The 19,749-nt window shown below is 71.1% G+C and carries 17 protein-coding genes; 6 read left to right on the top strand and 11 right to left on the bottom strand.

Translation table 11 applies throughout. The features are described 5' to 3' along the window. Positions 1 to 113: 113 nt before the first annotated feature. From IT072_RS10155 to IT072_RS10140, 4 genes are read right to left on the bottom strand one after another with little or no spacing between them, the layout of a single operon-like run. Positions 114 to 950, bottom strand: coding sequence for a PP2C family protein-serine/threonine phosphatase (locus tag IT072_RS10155; RefSeq protein WP_223360827.1), 837 nt, complete (start codon positions 948 to 950; stop codon positions 114 to 116). Further along, positions 947 to 2,218 (bottom strand): FHA domain-containing protein, encoded by a 1,272-nt coding sequence (locus IT072_RS10150; protein ID WP_223360826.1) that lies wholly within the window; start codon positions 2,216 to 2,218, stop codon positions 947 to 949. Before IT072_RS10150 ends, IT072_RS10155 begins: the two co-directional genes overlap by 4 nt. Positions 2,219 to 2,265: 47 nt before the next feature. After that, positions 2,266 to 2,991, bottom strand: a complete 726-nt coding sequence (locus IT072_RS10145) for a cache domain-containing protein (protein ID WP_223360825.1) — start codon at positions 2,989 to 2,991, stop codon at positions 2,266 to 2,268. Next, a complete protein-coding gene (locus IT072_RS10140) occupies positions 2,984 to 3,769 on the bottom strand; it encodes a FadR/GntR family transcriptional regulator (protein ID WP_223360824.1) in 786 nt (261 codons plus the stop codon). The genes IT072_RS10145 and IT072_RS10140 overlap by 8 nt, the downstream gene beginning before the upstream one ends. Before the next feature lie 88 nt (positions 3,770 to 3,857). Between IT072_RS10140 and IT072_RS10135 the strand changes: the two genes are divergently transcribed. The 3 genes from IT072_RS10135 to IT072_RS10125 are packed head-to-tail and all read left to right on the top strand — an operon-like array spanning position 3,858 to position 7,605. Further along, the gene (locus IT072_RS10135) at positions 3,858 to 5,051 is read left to right on the top strand and encodes a CaiB/BaiF CoA transferase family protein (RefSeq protein ID WP_223360823.1); all 1,194 of its coding nucleotides are present in this window, start codon (positions 3,858 to 3,860) and stop codon (positions 5,049 to 5,051) included. Continuing rightward, entirely contained in the window at positions 5,048 to 6,214 is a 1,167-nt protein-coding gene (locus IT072_RS10130; protein ID WP_223360822.1) for an acyl-CoA dehydrogenase family protein, read from the top strand. Before IT072_RS10135 ends, IT072_RS10130 begins: the two co-directional genes overlap by 4 nt. Continuing rightward, on the top strand, positions 6,211 to 7,605 hold the full coding sequence (locus tag IT072_RS10125) for an aldehyde dehydrogenase family protein (protein ID WP_223360821.1): 1,395 nt from the start codon (positions 6,211 to 6,213) through the stop codon (positions 7,603 to 7,605). Before IT072_RS10130 ends, IT072_RS10125 begins: the two co-directional genes overlap by 4 nt. Before the next feature lie 88 nt (positions 7,606 to 7,693). On the opposite strand, the gene IT072_RS10120 is transcribed toward IT072_RS10125, so the two are convergent. Further along, on the bottom strand, positions 7,694 to 9,124 hold the full coding sequence (locus IT072_RS10120; RefSeq protein ID WP_223360820.1) for a gamma-aminobutyraldehyde dehydrogenase: 1,431 nt from the start codon (positions 9,122 to 9,124) through the stop codon (positions 7,694 to 7,696). 89 nt (positions 9,125 to 9,213) lie between these two features. Here IT072_RS10120 and IT072_RS10115 point away from each other — a divergent pair, with 89 nt between their 5' ends. The 3 genes from IT072_RS10115 (at position 9,214) to IT072_RS10105 (ending at position 12,600) form a co-directional block, all read left to right on the top strand. Then, positions 9,214 to 9,696: an Lrp/AsnC family transcriptional regulator gene (locus IT072_RS10115; RefSeq protein WP_223360819.1), complete on the top strand. Its 483-nt coding sequence runs from the start codon at positions 9,214 to 9,216 to the stop codon at positions 9,694 to 9,696. 2 nt (positions 9,697 to 9,698) lie between these two features. Then, positions 9,699 to 11,111, top strand: coding sequence for an aspartate aminotransferase family protein (locus tag IT072_RS10110; protein WP_223360818.1), 1,413 nt, complete (start codon positions 9,699 to 9,701; stop codon positions 11,109 to 11,111). Between the two features lie 100 nt (positions 11,112 to 11,211). Beyond that, positions 11,212 to 12,600: an NAD(P)/FAD-dependent oxidoreductase gene (locus IT072_RS10105; RefSeq protein WP_223360817.1), complete on the top strand. Its 1,389-nt coding sequence runs from the start codon at positions 11,212 to 11,214 to the stop codon at positions 12,598 to 12,600. A gap of 145 nt (positions 12,601 to 12,745) precedes the next feature. On the opposite strand, the gene IT072_RS10100 is transcribed toward IT072_RS10105, so the two are convergent. The 6 genes from IT072_RS10100 to IT072_RS10075 form a co-directional block, all read right to left on the bottom strand. Next, positions 12,746 to 13,297, bottom strand: coding sequence for a YceI family protein (locus IT072_RS10100; protein ID WP_223360816.1), 552 nt, complete (start codon positions 13,295 to 13,297; stop codon positions 12,746 to 12,748). 126 nt (positions 13,298 to 13,423) lie between these two features. Beyond that, positions 13,424 to 14,611, bottom strand: coding sequence for a glycoside hydrolase family 3 N-terminal domain-containing protein (locus IT072_RS10095; RefSeq protein WP_223360815.1), 1,188 nt, complete (start codon positions 14,609 to 14,611; stop codon positions 13,424 to 13,426). 16 nt (positions 14,612 to 14,627) lie between these two features. Beyond that, positions 14,628 to 15,491 (bottom strand): carbohydrate ABC transporter permease, encoded by an 864-nt coding sequence (locus IT072_RS10090; RefSeq protein ID WP_442786803.1) that lies wholly within the window; start codon positions 15,489 to 15,491, stop codon positions 14,628 to 14,630. A 128-nt stretch (positions 15,492 to 15,619) separates the two neighbouring features. Further along, positions 15,620 to 16,558, bottom strand: a complete 939-nt coding sequence (locus IT072_RS10085) for a carbohydrate ABC transporter permease (RefSeq protein ID WP_223360814.1) — start codon at positions 16,556 to 16,558, stop codon at positions 15,620 to 15,622. 70 nt (positions 16,559 to 16,628) lie between these two features. After that, a complete protein-coding gene (locus tag IT072_RS10080) occupies positions 16,629 to 18,005 on the bottom strand; it encodes an ABC transporter substrate-binding protein (RefSeq protein WP_223360813.1) in 1,377 nt (458 codons plus the stop codon). A gap of 69 nt (positions 18,006 to 18,074) precedes the next feature. Beyond that, positions 18,075 to 19,670: a glycoside hydrolase family 13 protein gene (locus IT072_RS10075; RefSeq protein WP_442786802.1), complete on the bottom strand. Its 1,596-nt coding sequence runs from the start codon at positions 19,668 to 19,670 to the stop codon at positions 18,075 to 18,077. Positions 19,671 to 19,749: the final 79 nt, after the last annotated feature.

The following is a 19,749-nucleotide window of genomic DNA, read 5'->3' as shown; positions in this document are numbered from 1 at the left end:
GGACAGGGCCGTCTACGGGCCTCGAACGACGCCGCGGGCGCCGCAGGCACCCCCACTCCGGGGGTCATGCCAGCGCGCACGTGGCGGCCGGATGGCGGGGGTGCCCGCCGGGCTCAGTGCCGACGGGCGGCGCGGCGCGACACGCCCTCGCGGTGCGCGCCGCTCTCGGGGGTGGCCAGCACGTCGACGACGACCACCGTCACGTTGTCGCGGCCCCCGTTGCCCAGTGCCGCGTCCATGAGCTGCTGGGCCGCATCGAGCGGCGACGAGCCCTCGCCGAGGAAGTACCGGATCCCGTGCTCGGTGAGCTCTTTCGTGAGCCCGTCGGAGCACACCAGCAGCCGGGAGCCCGCGACGATCGGGAAGAGGAAGAAGTCGGGAACCGGGTCCTCGTTGAAGCCGACCGCCCGCGTGATGACGTTGCTGTGCGGGTGGACCTCGGCCTCCGCGGGCGTGATCGCTCCCGCGTCGAGCAGCTCCTGCACGATGGAGTGGTCGACGGTGAGCTGCTCCAGCGTGCCGTCACGGTAGCTGTACACGCGCGAGTCGCCGATGTTGAAGACAAGCCAGTAGGGTGCTCCGTCGACCAGGGTGAGGGCGACCCCGGTGACGGTCGTACCGGTGCCCAGATCGGTGTGCCCCACGCCGCGGCCCATGTCGTCCACGGCCGATCGGAGCGCGCCGGTGAGCGCGGCCTCGCCCACGAACGCGGTGGACACCTGCTCGGCGAGCCGCGTCACCACCGCCGTCGAGGCGAAGTCCCCCGCGGTGTGGCCGCCCATCCCGTCGGCCACGGCGAAGATCGGCGACCGAGCGAGGAGGCTGTCCTCGTTGACGCTCCTCCGGTATCCCTTGTCGCTGAGCGCCGCCCAGGCGAGGCTGATCCGCGCGTCCGGCGTGCCGGGCACGGCCACGGTGTGGCGCCTGTTGCTGCGACCGATCTGGGTCACTCGCGTCCTTCTTCGTCTCGGTGCCGGTCCGTCTCCCCGGTGCCGCCCGGCGCGGCGGTGATCTCGATGATATTACCGTCGCCGATCTCGACGGTCGCCCCTGCCAGCGCCACCGTCGACTCGCCGGGCCGCAGACGCAGACGGGCGCCGCCGGGGGCGGTGACCCGCGTGCCGTTCGTCGAGCGCAGGTCGGTGACGACCACTGCGCCGCCGGACTGCTCGATGCGCACGTGCGTCCCGGAGACCTCCTGAGTGGCCGACACGACGGCGACGAGCCGCGGAGGGACGCCACTCCCCACGCGGGGAGCCGCCGGGTGCCTGCCGAACACGATCGGGGTGTCCAGCGCCAGCGTTTCCCCCGCCCCCAGCCGGACGGCGAAGGTCGGCGGCGCAGGCGGGACCAGCAGCGGCCCAGTGAGAGGCTGGGCGTCCTCCCCCACGGGCACGGTGAGCAGATCTGGCGTGTCGAGGGCGACTCCGGGCTCGTCGATGTCGACGGCACCCGGGAGCTCGTGTGCGACGGGCCGCTCGGCGGCCGGCGGGATCTCGCCGCCGGTGGCCGCGAACGGCATCGCGGGCGCGAGCACGGGCGCCGCCGCATGCCCGAAGAGACCCGCGCCGCGCTGCGGAATGATCGTCTCGCCGTCGGCGGGGTCGGCTTCGCCGCCGGCGGTGCCTGCTCCGCCGGGCGTCACGCTCCGCTCGGGAGCGGCGCTGCGTTCGACCCGTTCGATCGGCGAGAGCGACCAGGTGAGCAGCTCGCCGTCCACGACCCCGAGCCCGACCGGCAGGGAGCCGATCGACAGCCGCGCGACCGGACCGGTGGGGGCGTCGTCGCCCAGCAGGACGAGCCCGGTGACACTGCGGAACTCGGCGAGGACCCACGGCTGCACCCCGGCGGCCGAGAACCGGCGGGATCCGCCGACCGAGAAGACGTCGATCGCGGCGGACCCGCGCACGACCGCCGTGACGACGACGTCGCCGGTCGATCCGGGCCGGCCGATCTCCGCGACGGCGAACGACCGGACGCTGTCGGGTCCGGCGAGCGGGAAGGCGCCGACGACGGACTCGATGGTGGCGAGCTCGGACCCGGCCAGCCACCAGATGGCGTCGACGATGGCGTCCGAGACGGTGCTCTCGACCGCGGCGACGAAGCGGCGGCCGGCGATCAGCAGCCAGCGCGAGGGACCGGCGGTGGGCGCGTAGCGGACGTACCCGGTGGGGGCGTCGGCACCGCGGGCGTCGGCCGACGTCGGATCCGGACTCACGCGTGGCCCCCTTCTTCGTCGTCGCGACGGCCCGCTGCCGCGGCGACCTATCCGAGTGTAGCCGCCGGGAGGAGCCGGAACGGGGTCCCGGGGCAGACCGCAGTGGTGGCGCCCGCAGGTTCCGTAGCGACGGCGGCCCCGGCGAGCACCGACGGCTCGGTCGAGACGAGGACGCGCCCGTCGGCGTTCACCAAGACGAGAGGGACGCCGGTGGCGAGGAGGGCCGGCAGCAGGTCGCGCTCGAGGCGCTTGACGAACACGTCGACGCCGACGACCCCGATCATGCGTCCGTCCCGCTCGACCGGGGCGGTGACGGTGACGATGTAGTCGCACGTGCAGAGGTGGTCGACGTACGGACCGGTGACATGCGTCCGATGCGTCGACTGAGGGACGCGGTACCACTCGAGGGACCGGAAGTCGCGCAGGTAATCGGTGTAGGAGCGTGTGGTGAGATCCAGACGGGTCGGGCCCATCGTGGCGCCGTACACCGGGTTCTCCTCCAGCGGGCCGAGCCACCAGGAGAAGTGGACGGAGTCAGTTCCTGTCAACTCGGGTGCGGCGATGAATCCTGCGCCGACGAAGAGAGCGTCGGCCGCGTCCAGTTCCGGAAGCACGAGCGCTCCGATCGCGGCGTCCAGGGCGGTCGTCGTCGGCCGGTCGGGAGTGACGGCGAGCACCGCATCGCGCCAGCCCGCGAGGGTCACCTGGATGCGGGAGAAAAGGGCGCCGACGCGCTCGGCCGCTTCGCCCGGGGTGAGCGTCGGCTCAGCCATCGAGCTCCCCGCCCCGCTCCAGGCGCGCCTTGGCGCCGAGGAGCCACTCCGTCACCGCTCCGATGAGGTCCGTCACGGCCTCGCGCGCGCGGGAGCGCTCGCGGCTCGCCACGGCCTCCGCCGCCGCACGAAGGCTGCCGACCACGCGCGATCGGAGCGCGGTGTCCTGCAGCCCGATCCAGAGCAGCGGGCCGTACTCGGCCTGGAGGCGGATCTGCTCGCGCACGAGCCGCGCCGACTGGCTGAGCACCGCCAGCTCCAGCAGGAAGCCTCCGGCGTTCCGGCGCGCGTCGGCGGCGGTATCGAAGGGCGCGGCGTCGATCCACGCGACCAGGCGCTCCCCATCCGCCGAGGTCGCGCGTTCGGCCGCGCGGTCTGCGCAGCCCGCCGCGATCGTCATGATGTACACACCCAGATCCGCCAGCTCCACTTGCGAGAGGCCGCGCAGGCGGGACGCGAGCAGGACGTCCTCGCCGCCGCGGGGTGCGACCACGAAGCTCCCGCCGTCCCGGCCGCGCCGGGTGGCGACCAGCCCCGCCTCCCGCAGCATCCCGAGACCCTCGCGCGCCGTGACGAGGGCGACCCCGAACCGCCTGGCCAGTTCGGCCTCGCTCGGGAGGCGCTCCCCCGGCACGAGCACGCCCAGCACGATCGCGTCCGCGATGCGCCGAGACACCTGCTCGGCGCGCCCGACATCCGCCAGCTGGGCGAAGACCGCGTCCCGTGCCCCGGGCGAGACGCGGGCGGGTGCCGCGGCCGGTCCGGTGGTGCTGGTCATCCGCCCACGATATCCCGATCGAATCATCCGGTATAGAATGAATCCACGATCGTGGCGCGCGGAGGCGCCCGGAGGGAACGGAGCGCTGATGGCCGACGGAGTCCTCGCCGGGCTGCGTGTCGCGGACTTCTCCCGCGTTCTCGCCGGCCCGTACGCCACGATGATGCTCGCCGACTTCGGGGCGGACGTCGTGAAGATCGAGAGCCCCGCCGGCGACGACACACGCGGCTGGCGGCCGCCCGTCGACGACGCCGGCGAGTCCACCTACTTCGCGTCGGTCAACCGCAACAAGCGGTCGGTCGTCTGCGACCTGCGCACCGAGGGCGGCCTCGCCGACGCGCGCCGGCTCGCCTCGACCGCCGACGTCGTGGTCGAGAACTTCCGGCCGGGGGTGATGGAGGCCTTCGGGCTCGACGAGGCCTCCCTCCGCGCAGACAACCCGAGGCTCGTCTACTGCTCCATCACGGGATTCGGTCGCGAGGCGGGTGCCGCCCTCCCGGGCTACGACCTGCTGGTGCAGGCCGTCGGCGGGCTGATGTCGATCACCGGCGCGCCGGAGGGTGAGCCGAGCAAGGTCGGCGTCGCCCTGGTCGACATCCTGACCGGCCAGAACGCCCTCGCGGGGATCCTGCTCGCCCTCCGCTCGCGCGACGAGACCGGCCGGGGGTCACGCGTGGACGTGGACCTGCTCGGCTCGCTGCTGGCCGCCCTCAGCAATCAGGCCTCCAGCACCCTGGCGACCGGGCGCGCGCCCGCGCGACTCGGCAACGCGCATCCCAGCATCGCCCCGTACGAGCTCTTCCACGCGCGCGACCGAGCGCTCGTCGTGGCGGTCGGCACGGACCGACAGTTCGCGGCGTTCGCGGAGGTCGTCGGGCTGCCCGCTCTCGCCGCGGACGACCGCTTCGCCACCAACGAGGCCAGAGTGGGCGAACGGGCGGCGCTCCGGGCACTGCTCGAACCCGCGCTGGCCACCCGGCCCGCCGCCGACTGGGTCGATGCTCTCGCCCGCGCCCGGGTTCCGGCCGGGCTCGTCAACTCGGTGGCGGAGGCGTTCGCCTTCGCCGAGGAGCTCGGGCTCGCCCCCGTCGTCGAGACGCGGGATCCCGCGACCGGGCGCACGAACCGGCAGCCCGCGACTCCGATCCGGCTCGACACCGCGCCGGCGGCCCACCGCACGCCGCCGCCCCTCCTCGGCGCCGACGAGCCCCGCTGGCGCGACGAGCAGCCTCCCGTAGCCACGACACCCGCATCCGCAATCGACGACAAGGACCGACCGTGACAGTATCCCCCCTCGACGAGGCCTTCAGCATCGACCACCTGCTCTCCGACGAGGAGCGCTCCTGGGCCGCGAAGGCGCGTGCCTTCGCGGCCGACCGCATCCGCCCGGTCATCGAGCAGGACTTCGAGGACAAGCACTTCCGGCGGGAGCTCGTCGCCGAGCTGGGCGCCCTCGGCTTCCTGGGCATGCACTTGACCGACGACGGGTGCGCGGGAGCCGGGGCCGTCAGCTACGGTCTCGTCTGCCACGAGCTCGAGGCCGCCGACAGCGGCTGGCGCACCTTCGTCTCGGTGCAGGGCTCGCTCGCCATGAGCGCCATCTCGAAGTTCGGCTCCGCCGAGCAGAAGGCGGAGTGGCTGCCCCCGATGGCGCGGGGCGAGCGCATCGGCTGCTTCGCCCTGACCGAGCCGGACGGCGGCAGCGACCCCGCCGCGATGAGCACCCGGGCACGGCGCGACGGCGGAGACTGGGTCATCACCGGCACCAAGCGCTGGATCGGTCTCGCCGTCCTCGCCGACGTCGCCGTGGTCTGGGCCGCGACCGATGACGGCGTACGCGGCTTCCTCGTCCCCACCGCGACTCCGGGGTTCTCGGCGGTCGCGATCGACGGCAAGCTCTCGATGAGGGCCTCCGTGCAGTGCGACGTCGTGCTCGACGAGGTTCGCGTGCCCGCGACGGCGCAGCTTCCCGGGGCGCGCGGGCTGTCAGGCCCCTTCTCGTGCCTCAACGAGGCCCGCTACGGGATCGTGTGGGGCGCGATGGGCGCGGCGCGCGACTGTCTCGAGGTCTCGATCGCCCGCGCGACCACCCGGGAGGTGTTCGGCCGGCCGATCGGAGCGACCCAGCTCATCCAGGAGAAGCTGGCGAACATGCTGGTCGAGTACGAGAAGGGGATGCTGCTCGCCCTGCACCTGGGGCGGCTGAAAGAGGCAGGTCGCCTCACGCCGACACAGATCAGCGTCGGCAAGCTCAACAGCGTGCGGGAGGCCCTGGCGATCGCACGGGAGGCGCGCACCATCCTCGGCGGAGACGGCATCACCAGTGCGTTCCCGGTGATGCGCCACATGGCCAACCTCGAGTCGGTACGCACCTATGAGGGCACCGACGAGATCCACACGCTCGTGCTCGGCCGCGCCCTCACCGGGCTGGCGGCGTTCGCGTGAGCGGCGTCGTCGACACGGCCGCCGTTGCCGCGGCCGCCGCGATGCGCACCGGCAGCACCCGCGACGAGCGCGCGGGATGGCTCGATGCCCTCGCGGACGCTCTCGAGGCCGACAGGGAGGGGCTCGTCGCCCTCGCCGCCGAGGAGACCGCGCTCGCCTCCTCCCGCCTCGACGGCGAGGTGAGCCGCACCGCTGCGCAGCTCCGGTTCTTCGCCGGGGTCGCACGCGAGGGCTCCTACCTCGAGGCCACGCTCGACTCCCCCGACCCCGAGCTGATCCCGCCGCGCCCCGATCTGCGCCGCATGCTGCGCCCGATCGGCCCGGTGGCGGTCTACACCGCGTCGAACTTCCCGTTCGCCTTCTCTGTTCTCGGCAACGACACCGCTTCGGCCCTGGCGGCCGGCTGCGCGGTCGTGGTGAAAGCCCATCCCGGCCACCCCCGCCTCTCGCGCCGGACGACGGAGCTCGCGCTGTCCGTGCTCCCCGCCGGGATGCTCTCGCTCGTCGAGGGGCTCGATGCCGGCGTTGAGCTGGTCCGTCATCCTGCCATCGCCGCCGCCGGCTTCACCGGCTCCACGCGCGGCGGGCGCGCACTGTTCGACCTCGCAGCCGCCCGGCTGGCGCCGATCCCGTTCTACGGCGAGCTGGGCAGCATCAATCCGGTGGTCGTGACCGAGGCCGCGGCCGAGGCGCGCGGGGCGGAGATCGGCGCGGGCCTCGTCGCCTCCTTCACCCGCGACGCCGGGCAGTACTGCACCAAGCCCGGGCTGGTGTTCCTCCCGGAGGGCGGCGAGGTCGAGCGCGCGGCGCAGGAGGCGCTCGGCACCGCCCCCGCGTCACGCCAGCTCACCGCCGGCATGAGCACGGCGTTCGCGGCCGGGGTCGCGGGCTATGGGGCCCTCCCCGGCGTCGAGCTCGTGCGAGCCGCCCCGGGCGAGGACAGCCTGTCCGCACCGACGCTCGCGCTGGTGGACGGCGCGGCCTTCCTCGCGCATCGGGAGGCCCTGCTCACCGAGTGCTTCGGGCCGGTCAGCGTGCTCGTGCGCTACCGCGCCGGGCAGCTCGATACCCTGCTCGGCGCTCTCGAGCCATCCCTCACGGCGACGATCCATCGCGCGGCGGGCGAGGACGTCACCGCCCTGTCCGCCCGGCTCGCGGAGATCGCCGGGCGGCTGCTCTTCGACGGCTGGCCCACCGGGGTCGCCATCGGCTGGGCGCAGCATCACGGCGGTGCGTGGCCCGCCACCACGGCGTCCGTGCACACGTCCGTCGGCGCGACCGCGATCCGCCGCTGGCTGACCCCGATCGCCTATCAGGATGCACCGCAGGAGGTCCTCCCTCCCGAGCTGCGCGACGGCAACCCGCTCGGCATCCCGCGCCGCGAGTCCTGATCCGCCCGGAGGCGCAGGGGTCGCATCCTGCCGCCACCGCAAGCGCGGAACGGCAGGATGCGACCCCGGTGGACGTCGGGCTCCGGCGTCACTCCCCGATGTAGCTCATGACGTGCTTGATGCGCGTGTAGTCGTCGAAGCCGTACTGCGAGAGATCCTTGCCGTAGCCGGAGTGCTTGAAGCCGCCGTGCGGCATCTCCGCGACGATCGGGATGTGGGTGTTGATCCACACGCAGCCGAAGTCGAGCCCCTTGGCGAACCGCATGGCGCGGCCGTGATCCTTCGTCCAGACGGAGGAGGCGAGCCCGTACTGCACGCCGTTCGCCCAGCGCAGGGCCTCCGCCTCGTCGGCGAAGCGCTGCACGGTCTGCACGGGGCCGAAGATCTCGTTCTGCACCGCCTCGTCGTCCTGCCGCAGGCCCGACACGATGGTCGCCTCCCAGAAATAGCCGCGGTCGCCCTGGCGTCGTCCGCCCGTCTCGACCGTCGCGTGGTCCGGGAGCCGGTCCACGAAGCCGCTGACCTGCGCCAGCTGGTTCGCGTTGTTGAGCGGGCCGTAGAGCACGCCGTCCTCCCGGGGCCCGCCGGTCACGGCGTTGGCGCGGGCGTACTCGGTCAGCGCCGCGACGAACTCGTCGTGGATGCCCGTCTGCACGAGGAGCCGCGTCGCGGCGGTGCAGTCCTGGCCGGCGTTGAAGTAGCCCGCGGCGACGATCCCCTCGACGGCCTTCGGGATGTCGGCGTCGTCGAACACGATCACCGGCGCCTTGCCGCCGAGCTCCAGGTGCACACGCTTGAGATCGAACGAGGCTGCCCGCGCGACCTCCATTCCGGCGCGCACCGACCCGGTGATCGAGATGAGCTGCGGGATGGGGTCGGCCGTCATCGCCGCCCCCGTGGTGCGGTCCCCCAGCACGACGTTGAGCACTCCGGCCGGGAGGAACTCGGCGGCGACCTCCGCCAGCAGCAGGGTCGACAGGGGCGTCGTGTCCGACGGTTTCAGCACCGTCGTGTTGCCGGCCGCCAGCGCGGGGGCGAACTTCCACACCGCCATGTTGAGCGGGTAGTTCCACGGCGTCACCTGCCCGACGACGCCGATCGGCTCACGCCGGATGAACGACGTGTGATCGCGCAGATACTCGCCGGCCGAGCGGCCCTCCAGGTTGCGCGCTGCACCGGCGAAGAAACGGATCTGGTCGATCGAGAGCAGGATCTCGTCGTCGACCAGGGTCGAGCGCGGCTTGCCGGTGTCCTGCGACTCCGCGTCGGCGAACTCCTCGGCGCGCTCCTCCATCGCGTCCGCGATCCGGAAGAGCGCCAGCTGGCGTTCCGCGGGAGTCGTGTCCCCCCACGTCTCGAACGCGGTCTGCGCGGCACGGTAGGCGTCGGCGACGTCGTCGGCGGTGGAGATCGGCGCGTTCGCGTAGACCTCCTCCGTCGCCGGGTCGATCAGAGTGAGGGTCGCGTCCCCGCGCGCCTCGACGTGGGTGCCGTTCACGAAGTTCCTGAGCTCGGTCATGGCCGGGAGTCTACTGATTCCGTCACCGAATGCACCAGGAACGTGCGGAATCGCTTGCCAGAGAGCACTTCCACTGACAGAATCGCTCCATGAGTACCCCTCGGGCAACGAACGGCGCGAAGGCTCCGCAGATCGATGACGTCTCCAAGGCGATCATCGAGCAGCTCCAGGTGGACGGCCGCAAGTCGTACGCCGAGATCGGCAAGGCCGTCGGTCTGAGCGAAGCTGCGGTCCGCCAGCGCGTGCAGAAGCTGACCGAGTCGGGCGTGATGCAGATCGTAGCCGTGACCGACCCGATGCAACTCGGGTTCTATCGCCAGGCGATGATCGGGATCCGCGTCACCGGGGACACCCGCGTGGTCGCCGACAAGCTGGCTGCGATGCCGGCCGTCGACTACGTCGTCCTCACGGCCGGGACTTACGACATCCTGGCCGAGGTGGTGTGCGAGAACGACCTCGACCTCATCACGATGCTCAACTCCGAGATCCGATCCCTCGACGGCGTGCTGTCGACCGAGACGTTCGTCTATCTCAAACTCCACAAACAGTTCTACAACTGGGGAACACGATAACCATGACAACCGTAGAAACGTTCGGCGAGCCGATCACCTCCGACGAGGCGACGCTCCAGGCCAAGGCCAAGGACCACCTCTGGATGCACTTCGCGCGCCAGTCGGTGATGGAGGACGGCGCAGGCGTGCCGATCATCACCCGCGGCGAAGGCCATCACATCTGGGACTCGCACGGCAAGCGCTACATCGACGGGCTCTCCGGGCTGTTCGTGGTCAACGCCGGCCACGGTCGCAGGCGTCTCGCCGAGGCCGCCGCCAAGCAGGCCGAGCAGCTCGCGTTCTTCCCGATCTGGTCGTACGCCCACCCGAACGCCATCGAGCTCGCTGACCGGCTCGCGCACTACGCGCCCGGCGACCTCAACCGCGTCTTCTTCTCCACCGGCGGCGGCGAGGCCGTCGAGACCGCCTTCAAGCTGGCCAAGTACTACTGGAAGCTGCAGGGGCGCCCGACCAAGCACAAGGTGCTCTCGCGCTCCGTCGCTTACCACGGCACCCCGCAGGGTGCGCTCGCGATCACCGGCATCCCGGCTATGAAGGAGATGTTCGAGCCGCTCACCCCCGGCGGGTTCCGCGTCCCGAACACGAACTTCTATCGCGCGGGCGAGATGGGGGCCCCGACCGACAACATCGAGGACTTCGGGGTGTGGGCGGCCAATCGCATCGAGGAGATGATCCAGTTCGAGGGCCCTGAGACCGTCGCAGCGATCTTCCTCGAGCCGGTGCAGAACTCCGGCGGCTGCTTCCCGCCGCCTCCCGGGTACTTCCAGCGCGTGCGCGAGATCTGCGACAAGTACGACGTGCTGCTGGTCAGCGACGAGGTCATCTGCGCCTTCGGCCGCATCGGCCACATGTTCGCCTGCGACCAGTACGGCTACGTGCCCGACATGATCACCTGTGCCAAGGCGATGACCTCCGGGTACTCCCCGATCGGCGCGACCATCATCAGCGACAAGATCTACGAGCCGTTCAAGCACGGCAACACGTCGTTCTACCACGGCTACACGTTCGGCGGGCACCCGGTCTCGGCCGCGGTCGCGATGGAGAACCTCGACATCTTCGAGGAGGAGGGTCTGAACGACCGCGTGCGCGAGAACTCGCCGCTCTTCCGCGCCGAGCTCGAGAAGCTGCTCGCTCTCCCGATCGTCGGCGACGTGCGCGGCGACGGCTACTTCTTCGGCATCGAGCTGGTGAAGGACAAGGCCACGAAGGAGACCTTCGACGACGACGAGTCCGAGCGGCTCCTGCGCGGGTTCCTCTCCAAGGCGCTGTACGACGCGGGCCTGTACTGCCGCGCCGACGACCGCGGAGACCCCGTCGTCCAGCTCGCACCGCCGCTGACCATCGGTCCCGACGAGTTCGTCGAGATCCGCCAGATCCTCGAGTCCGTGCTGACCGAGGCGAGCAACCACCTGTAAGACCGCAGTACCCGACTGCACGAGGCGGGTCCGGCCTCCGCGCGAGCGGCGACCGGGCCCGCCTTCCGTATCCGCACCTCCCCCGACACCCGGAGATCCCATGGACTATCGCAGCACCGGCTTCTGGTTCGACTCCATCGCCGACACCGAGGGAGGTTTCGCGCCCCGGCCCGGTCTCACCGCGGACGTGGAGGCGGACGTCGCCATCGTCGGCGCCGGGCTGACCGGGCTCTGGACCGCGTACTACCTGCTGCGCTCCGACCCGGCCCTGCGGGTGGTCCTGCTCGAGAAGGAGGTCGCCGGGTTCGGCGCATCCGGCCGCAACGGCGGATGGTGCTCGGCACTCTTCCCGTGGTCGGCGACGAAACTGGAGGCGCGTTACGGCTTCGACGCCGCCGTCGCGCAGCGCCGCGCGATGATCGACACGGTGCACGAGGTCGGTCGCGTGACCGACGTCGAGGGCATCGACTGCGACTACCGCCGCGGCGGCACGGTGACCTTCGCCCGCTCCCGTCCGCAACTGGACGCCGCGCGCGCGGAGTTCGCCGAATCGGAGCGCTTCGGCGTCGACCGGGTGGCGCTGTGGGGCACGGCGACCGTGCGCGAGCGATTCGGTGTCCCCGACGCGGTCGCCGCCACGTACACGCCCGACTGCGCGCGCGTCCACCCCGGCAAGCTCGTCCGGGGGCTGGCGCGTGTCGTGGAGGAGGCGGGGGCGACCATCGCCGAGGGAACCGAAGTGCTCTCGTGGCGCGACGGCGTCGTCCAGACCCGCTCGGGCGGCGCGGAGCGCACGGTCCGGGCGGGAGTCGTCGTGAACGCGACGGAGGGCTACGGCTCCCAGGTGCCGCAGGTCGGCCGCCGCATCCTTCCGCTCTACTCGCTCATGATCGCCACCGAGCCGCTCTCCGAGGAGACGTGGGACCGCATCGGGATCGCGCACGGGCAGACGTTCACCGACTTCCGTAACCTCATCGTCTACGGACAGCGCACCGCGGACGATCGGTTCGCGTTCGGCGGGCGCGGGGCACGCTACCACCTGGGCAGCGCCGTCCATCCGGCGTACGACCGCTCGCAGACGGTGCGCGACCACCTGGTGCGCACCCTCTTCGACCTCTTTCCCGATGCCGCGGGCGCGCGCATCACCCACCACTGGGGCGGTCCGCTCGGCGTCCCGCGTGACTGGCACGCCGGCGTCGGCCTCGACGCCGCGCGCAAGGAGGCCTGGGCGGGCGGCTATGTCGGCGACGGACTGAGCACCACCAATCTCGCGGGCCGCACACTCGCCGACCTCATCGCCGGGCGGGCCACCGCCCTGACAGGCCTTCCCTGGGTGGGCCACCGCTCACGACCCTGGGAGCCCGAGCCGCTCCGTTTCGCGGGCGCCAACGCCGGCCTCCTGGCGATGGAGGGCGCCGACCTGGAGGAGTCCCTCACCGGCCGCGCCTCCCTCATCGCCCGCGCGCTCGGCCCCCTCATCGGCCACTGACACCGCGCGATTCGTCACGAACGTCGCGAGAGCGACGGGCGGGTTCCCCGCATTCGTGCCGAGTCTTCGCCTCCCCGAAACACGAAGAACCGCCGAGGACGCAGAGGATCTGCGTGCTCGGCGGTTCCGTTCCGCGCGGGAGAGGTCAGGCCTGCTGGAGGACCGCCTGCAGCTCGAGCGTGATGGTGACGTCCTCTCCGAGGAGCACGCCACCGGTCTCGAGCGCCGCGTTGTAGGTGAGGCCGAAGTCCTCGCGGTTGATCTTCGTCTTCGCGGTCGCGCCGGCCTTGTAGTTGCCGTACGGGTCCTGGCCGAAGCCGCCGAAGTCGAACTCGAACGTGACCGGCTTGGTCACGCCCTTGATCGTCAGGTCGCCGTCGACGAGGAAGTCGCCGTCCTCGTGGCGCACACCGGTCGACACGAAGTCGATGGTCGGGTACTCCTCGGCGAGGAAGAAGTCGCCGGTGCGCAGGTGCGCGTCGCGGTCGGGGTTCTTGGTGTTGACGGACGCGACCTCGGCCTTCGCCGTGACGGTCGACTCGAGCGGGTTCTCGGCGGTCACGAAGGTCGCGTCGAAGTTCTCGAACGTGCCCTTGACCTTGCTGATCATGAGGTGACGGATGCTGAAGCCGACTTCGCTGTGCACGGGGTCGATGGTCCAGGTGCCCGCCTTGTAGCCGGGGATGTCGATGGTCATGCGGTGATCTCCTTGAGAATCGGTGGTCTCGCTTGCGGAGCGGGCGGACGATGCTTCGCCCCGCTCGAGTACATGCAAGCGTATGTATCGTCGGTCTATTCCGATTCTGCCAAAAAAGTTGACGCGTCACTCTTCCTTCGTCATCGAATGACGCAGGACGATCAGCGCGCGTGCGTCCGCGTCGATCTGCTCGACCGGGATCCGACCGTCCCCGACCGCGGCGACGACCGCGTCGATCAGAGCAGCGGGATCGGTGTCGGCGCCCTGCACCATGAGCACCATCGTGTTGCCCGCGGCGATCGCCGCGACCGCGTTCGCCCCGGCGTCCTGGTACTGCGGGAGTCCCGTGTCCTGCAGCATCCGCAGATCGTCGGTGATCGTGATGCCGTGGAACCCCACCTCGTCTCGCAGGATGCGGTGCCAGGTCGGCGAGAGGGACGCGGGAGCGGCGTCGACCTGGCTGTAGACGAGATGTCCGAACATCACGACCTCGGCCCCCGCATCCACCCCCGCGCGGAACGGCGGCAGATCCCTGGCCTCCCACTGCGCCCGCGAGACCGTGGTCGTCGGAACGGTGAGATGCGAGTCGGCGTCGGTCTCCCCGTGGCCCGGGAAGTGCTTGAGGGTGCTCAGCACGCTGCCGCGCTCCCCCGCCACCGCCGCCGCGACGCGGTCGGCCGCGCCGGCCGGGTCGGTCCCGAGCACGCGGTCGGAGATGAACGAGGACGGATCGGCCGTCATGTCCGCGACCACACCGAAGTTGAGGCTCACGCCCGCCTGCTTCAGCAGGGCCGCCCGGGCGGAGAACGCAGCACGTGTCGCGTCCGGGCTCCCGCCGCGCAGCTCCTCCCCGCCGGGCTGGCCGTCCCACGGGAGCCGCGTGACGTCGCCGCCCTCCTCATCGATGCCGATGAGCGGCGGCATCGTCGGGTCGGATGCCCGCATCGCAGCCGTCTGGCCGGCCAGCGCCTCCGGCGACGCCGGGATGTTGTCGCCCATCAGGATCAGCCCGCCCAGCCCGTACCGATCGGAGAAGCCACGCAGCGCCGCACCGTCCGTCCCTCCAGCGTGGAGCATGAAGAGGCTGGCGACCTTCTGGCGGAGCGTCATGTTCGCCAGCCGCTGGTCCGCGAACGCCTCCGCGGGATCGCGGGTCGGGGCCGGCGACGGCGTCGCCGAGTCACGGACCGGAGCATGCGGAGCGGAGGCGGCAGGGCGAGCGGGACCAGGTGCGGTGCAGCCCACGAGGCCGGCGGCCGTCACCGCGAGCGCGGCCGCGACGCCTGCCGTCGCCCACCGCCTCGTCGTCCGCATCAGACGATGCTAGCCCTCACCCCTTGACGGCGCCTCCGAGCCCGGCGCTGCGCAGGAAGAGTCCCTGGAACACCAGGAACAGCACGATCGGGATGAGGGTCGAGATCGCGAGCGCCGCGAGGTACACGTCCAGCTGGATCGCCGCCTGCAGGGTGGGCAGGCGCACCGAGAGGGGCTGGAGGGCCGGATCGCGCAGCACGAGGAGGGGCCAGAGGTAGTCCTTCCACGCCGCGATGATCGCGAACACCGAGACCACGCCGAGGATCGGCTTGGACATCGGCAGCACGATCGACCAGAACAGGCGGAACGGCCCCGCCCCGTCGGTCCGCGCCGCCTCGAACACCTCGCGCGGCAGGTTGTCGAAGAACCGCTTCACGAGGACCACGTTGAACGCGCTCGCCCCCGCCGGGAGCCAGACCGCCCAGAAGGTGTTGATGAGCGACTGGCCGAGCAGCGGCGGGTTCAGGATGGTCAGGTACAGCGGCACCAGCAGCACGACCGACGGCACGAACAGCGTCGTGAGGATGAGGCCGTAGAGCACTTTCCCGTACCTCGGCCGCAGCACGCTCAGCGCGTAGCCGGCGGTGGTGGCGACGAGGATCTGCGCGGCCCACGACCCGGCAGCGACCCAGATCGTGTTCACGAACTGGACATCGATGTGCACGGTGGACCACGCGGTCGACAGGTTGGCCCAGTCGACGCCGTTCGGGAACAGCGCCATCGGGGTCTTGAGGGTGTCCGCCGTGGGGGTGATGGCCGACTTGGCGAGCCAGAGCAGCGGCCCGAGACCGACCACGATCAGGAGCACGAGGAGCACGGCGTTGACGACTCGCGACGTCCATCGCACGCCGGGGCGACGGCGGTCGGAGATCGAGAGGATGCCGCGGTCGCCCTCCTCCTGCGGCCGACCTCGGCGCCGACGACGCCGGGGCGCCTCCGGGCTCGCGCCTTCCTCGACGACGGCGGTCACGACCGTCGTGACCTCGGGCGGAAGCTGGGTGGACGTGCTCAATTCTGGCTCCAGGACTTGGTGAGGCGGAAGTACACGAGGGACAGGACGGCCAGGAACGCGGCGAGCATGAGGCTGAGCGCCGTCGCGGCGCCGTAGTCGCCGCCGAGGGAGTTCTGGAACGCGTAGCGGTAGATCAGCAGCAGGATCGTCACGGTCGAGTTGACCGGGCCGCCGCTGGTGAACAGGAACGGCTCCAGGAAGACCTGGGCCGTGCCGATGATCTGCAGGATCAGGGTGATCAGCAGCACGCCCCGGAGCTGGGGCAGCGTCACGTGCCAGATCTTGCGCCAGATGCTCGCGCCGTCGACCTCGGCGGCGTCGTACAGCTCGGGAGCGACACCGGTGATGGCGGCGAGATAGATGATGATCGTGCCGCCGGCGGCCGCCCAGGTCGCCTCGACGACCAGCGACGGCATCGCCTGCGTCGCATCCTGGATCCACGGCTGCGGCGGGATGCCCACCCAGCCCAGGATGGTGTTGAAGACACCCGTGGGACGCGCGTCGTAGAAGAACTTCCAGAGCAGCACGGCGACGACCGGCGGAACGACCACCGGCAAGTAGGCCAGCGCGCTGTAGAGTCCCTTCGCGCGCTTCACCTCGCTCATCAGCACCGCTGCGATCAAGGGGATGGGGTAGCCCAGGACGAGCGCGAGCAGCGCGAACCAGGCGGTGTTCCCCACGGCCGTCCAGAACAGCGGGTCATTGACCACCTGGACGAAGTTGTCCCAGCCCACCCAGACGGGCGGACTCACCAGATTGGTGTGCTGGAAGCTCATCACCACGCTGCGCACGATGGGCCACCAGGAGAAGACGCCGAAGATCAGGAGCATCGGCAGCAGGAACAGCAGGTTGCTGAGTCCGCCGCCGCGCAGCCAGGTCAGGGGCGTGCGTCGGGCCCGGCGCGCGGCCGGGCGGGTGCGGTCGATCGCGGTCATGCGCGGATCACCCTCTCGGATCGAGCCGGCCGGCCGGCGACGCACGTGGCGCCGCCGGCCGGCCGGGTGGTCACTTGTCGGCGTCGACGAGCTTCTGGATGTCGGAGTCGACCTTCGTCAGCAGCTGATCGATGTCTGCGTTCTGGTCCGTCAACACGGCCTGCACGACGGTGTCGAGCGCTCCGTACAGCTCCTGGGTGTGCTTGTTCGGCTCGGGCACCAGGTTCGCGTCGAAAATCTTGTCCGTGAACGGAGCCACGTTCTGCTGCGGCACGTTGATCTCGTCCGTGATCCACTCCATGTTCTGGTCGTACGTCGCCTTATCGAAGACCGGCAGGGTGGGGACACCGACCGGCTGGCCCGACTTCACCAGCACCTTCGCGTCAGCCACGGCCTGGTCCTGGTTCAGCAGCTTCTGCATGTAGTAGAAGTCGATCCACTTGACCGCGGCGTCCTTCTGCTCCTGGGTCGACTTCGGGCTGACGGCCGCGACGTTGCCGCCGGCGAGCACGCCGGCGTCCGTGTTGCTGTGGTCGATCGGCAGCATGGTCAGCCCGTAGTTCTTCGGGTCGACCGCGTTCTGCTGCACAAGGGAGGTGAGCACGTCGGAGCCGGACGGGTACATCGCGATCTGCCCGGCGCCGAACGCCTGGTTGATGCCGGACCAGTCCAGCAGGAAGTTGCTCCCGACCGAGTTGTCCTTCCACCGCAGGTCCTTCAGCCACTGCAGGGCTTCCTTGGTGACGGGGTTGTTGGTCGTGACCTTCGTCTTCCCGCCCTCGGTGGTCTCCACGCGGCCGCCCCGCGCGTAGACGGTGGTGGTGAGCTCCCAGCCGCCGGTGTTGCCCTGCGTCATCTGCATGTAGCCCGCGACGCCGGGGACCTTCTCGGAGATGGTCTTGGCGTCGGCGCGGACCTCGTCCCAGGTCGTCGGCGGCTTGTCGGGGTCGAGCCCTGCCTTGGTGAAGATCTCGCGGTTGTACGAGAGCCCCATCGCGTACGGGCCGTACGGGATCCCGTAGATCTTGTCGCCGTCTTTGGCGACCGCGAGCACGTTCTCGTTGAACTTCGACGCGTAGGGCAGCTTGTTCACCTCGGCCGTGATGTCGGCCAGCTGACCCGCCTGGATGAGCGACTGGGAGTCGGTGAACGGCACGTTGAAGACGTCGGGGAGGGTGCCGCCCGCGAGCTGCGTCGCGAACGTCGGGCCCGTCCACTGGTACTCCTCCGACTTCACGACGATGTCGGGGTTGGCCTTCTCGAACTCCTTGACCCGGTCGTCGAACGCCTTGAAGGCGGCCTTGTCGCTGCCCGGGATGAGGCTGGCGACGGTGATGTGGACCTTGCCGTCGTTGGCGTCGCCTCCGGATGACGAGCAGCCGGCGAGGATGCCTGCTCCGGCGAGGGCGACCGCGGTGACGGCCGCGATCGTGCGTGGTGACTTCATTGTCGGTGTTTCCTTCCGTGATGTGGTGAGGGTCACTCAGTGTGGTGCGGGTGTGGCGGTCGGCGGCGGTCAGGGCTGCGTGCGCAGCCAGGCCGTCGCGTCGGAGGGCAGCAGGCCGTCGACCAGCGGGCTGCTGCTGAGCAGGATGGCGGTGCTGTCCGGCAGGGGGACGGCATCCGGAGAGAGGTTCGTGACGGAGGCGAAACGGTCGCCGCGCGCGAACGCCAGCACGCCGTCAGGGGCGTCCAGCCAGGCGAAGGGGCCGTCGCCGAGACCGGCCTCCTCATGCCGGATGCGCAGCGCCTGGCGATAGAGCCAGAGCATCGACGCCGGGTCGCTCTGCTGCGCCTCGACGGTGAGCGCCGCCCAGGCCGACGGCTGGGGCAGCCACGGCTCGGAGGTCGCTCCGGCCGGGCTGAATCCGAACGGGGCGGTCGCGCCGCGCCAGGGCAGAGGTACCCGGCAGCCGTCGCGCCCCGGGTCCACACCGCCCGAGCGGAAGTGCATCGGGTCCTCGAGGCGGTCGGGCGGCAGGTCCTCGACCTCCGGCAGCCCGAGCTCGTCGCCCTGGTACAGATACAGTGATCCCGGCAGGGCCGCCGTGAGCAGCGCGGCGGCGCGGGCGCGGCGTCGCCCCAGCTCCAGATCGGTCGGCGTGCCCGACCGCTTCTTCGCGAAGGCGAACGAGGAGTCCTCCCGCCCGTAGCGCGTGACGGGCCGGGTGACGTCGTGGTTCGAGAGCACCCAGGTGCTCGGCGCGCCGACCGGAGCGTGCGCCGCGAGCGTCTCGTCGATGGAGGTGCGCAGTTCGCGGGCATCCCACGGCCGCGCGAGGAAGTCGAAATTGAACGCCGTGTGCAGCTCGTCGGGGCGGAGGTACAGGGCGAACCGGTCGATGTCGGGCAGCCAGATCTCCCCCACCAGCACCCGGGTGCCCGGGTAGGAGTCGGCGATCGCCCGCCACGAGCGGTAGATGTCGTGGAGTTCGTCGCGGTCCTGGGTGGGGTGTTCGCCCGCGCCCGGCGCCTCCGGGACCTCAGGCAAGGCCGGGTCCTTCACGAGGAGCGCGGCGGAGTCGATGCGCACCCCGGCCACACCGCGGTCGAACCAGAACCGCAGGATGTCCTCGTGCTCGCGGCGCACGTCGGGGTGGTTCCAGTTGAGATCGGGCTGCTCCGGGCTGAAGAGGTGGAGGTACCACTCGCCGGGCGTGCCGTCGGCCTCGCTCGTGCGCGTCCAGGTGTCCCCGGAGAAGTTGGACTCCCAGTTCGTGGGCATCGTGTCCCCGTGCTCGCCGCGTCCGGGGCGGAACCAGAACCGCTCCCGCTCGGGCGAGCCGGGGCCGGCCGCCAGCGCCGCCCGGAACCAGGGGTGCCGGTCGGAGACGTGGTTGGGGACGATGTCGACGATGGTCCGGATGCCGAGGGCGAGCGCCTCCGCGATGAGGGCCTCCGCTTCGGCCAGATCGCCGAAAGCGGGATGGATGCGGCGGTAGTCGGCGACGTCGTAGCCGCCGTCCGCGAGCGGGGAGTCGTACCAGGGCGTGAACCAGATCGCGTCGACGCCGAGCGCCTTCAGGTGGTCCAGGTGCTGCCGCACACCCGCGAGATCGCCCACCCCGTCACCGTCGCCGTCCGCGAAGCTCCGCGGGTAGATCTGGTAGATGACCGCGCTGCGCCACCAGGCGGAGTCGTCGTCCCTCGGAGTCGCGCCGGTCGGGTGCGCGGCGGCGCCGGGGGCGGCC

This window comes from Leifsonia sp. ZF2019 (assembly GCF_019924635.1).
Lineage (GTDB): Bacteria > Actinomycetota > Actinomycetes > Actinomycetales > Microbacteriaceae > Leifsonia.
The sequence above is the reverse complement of the archived record's forward strand: the minus strand, read 5'-3'. Positions and strand labels throughout refer to the sequence as shown.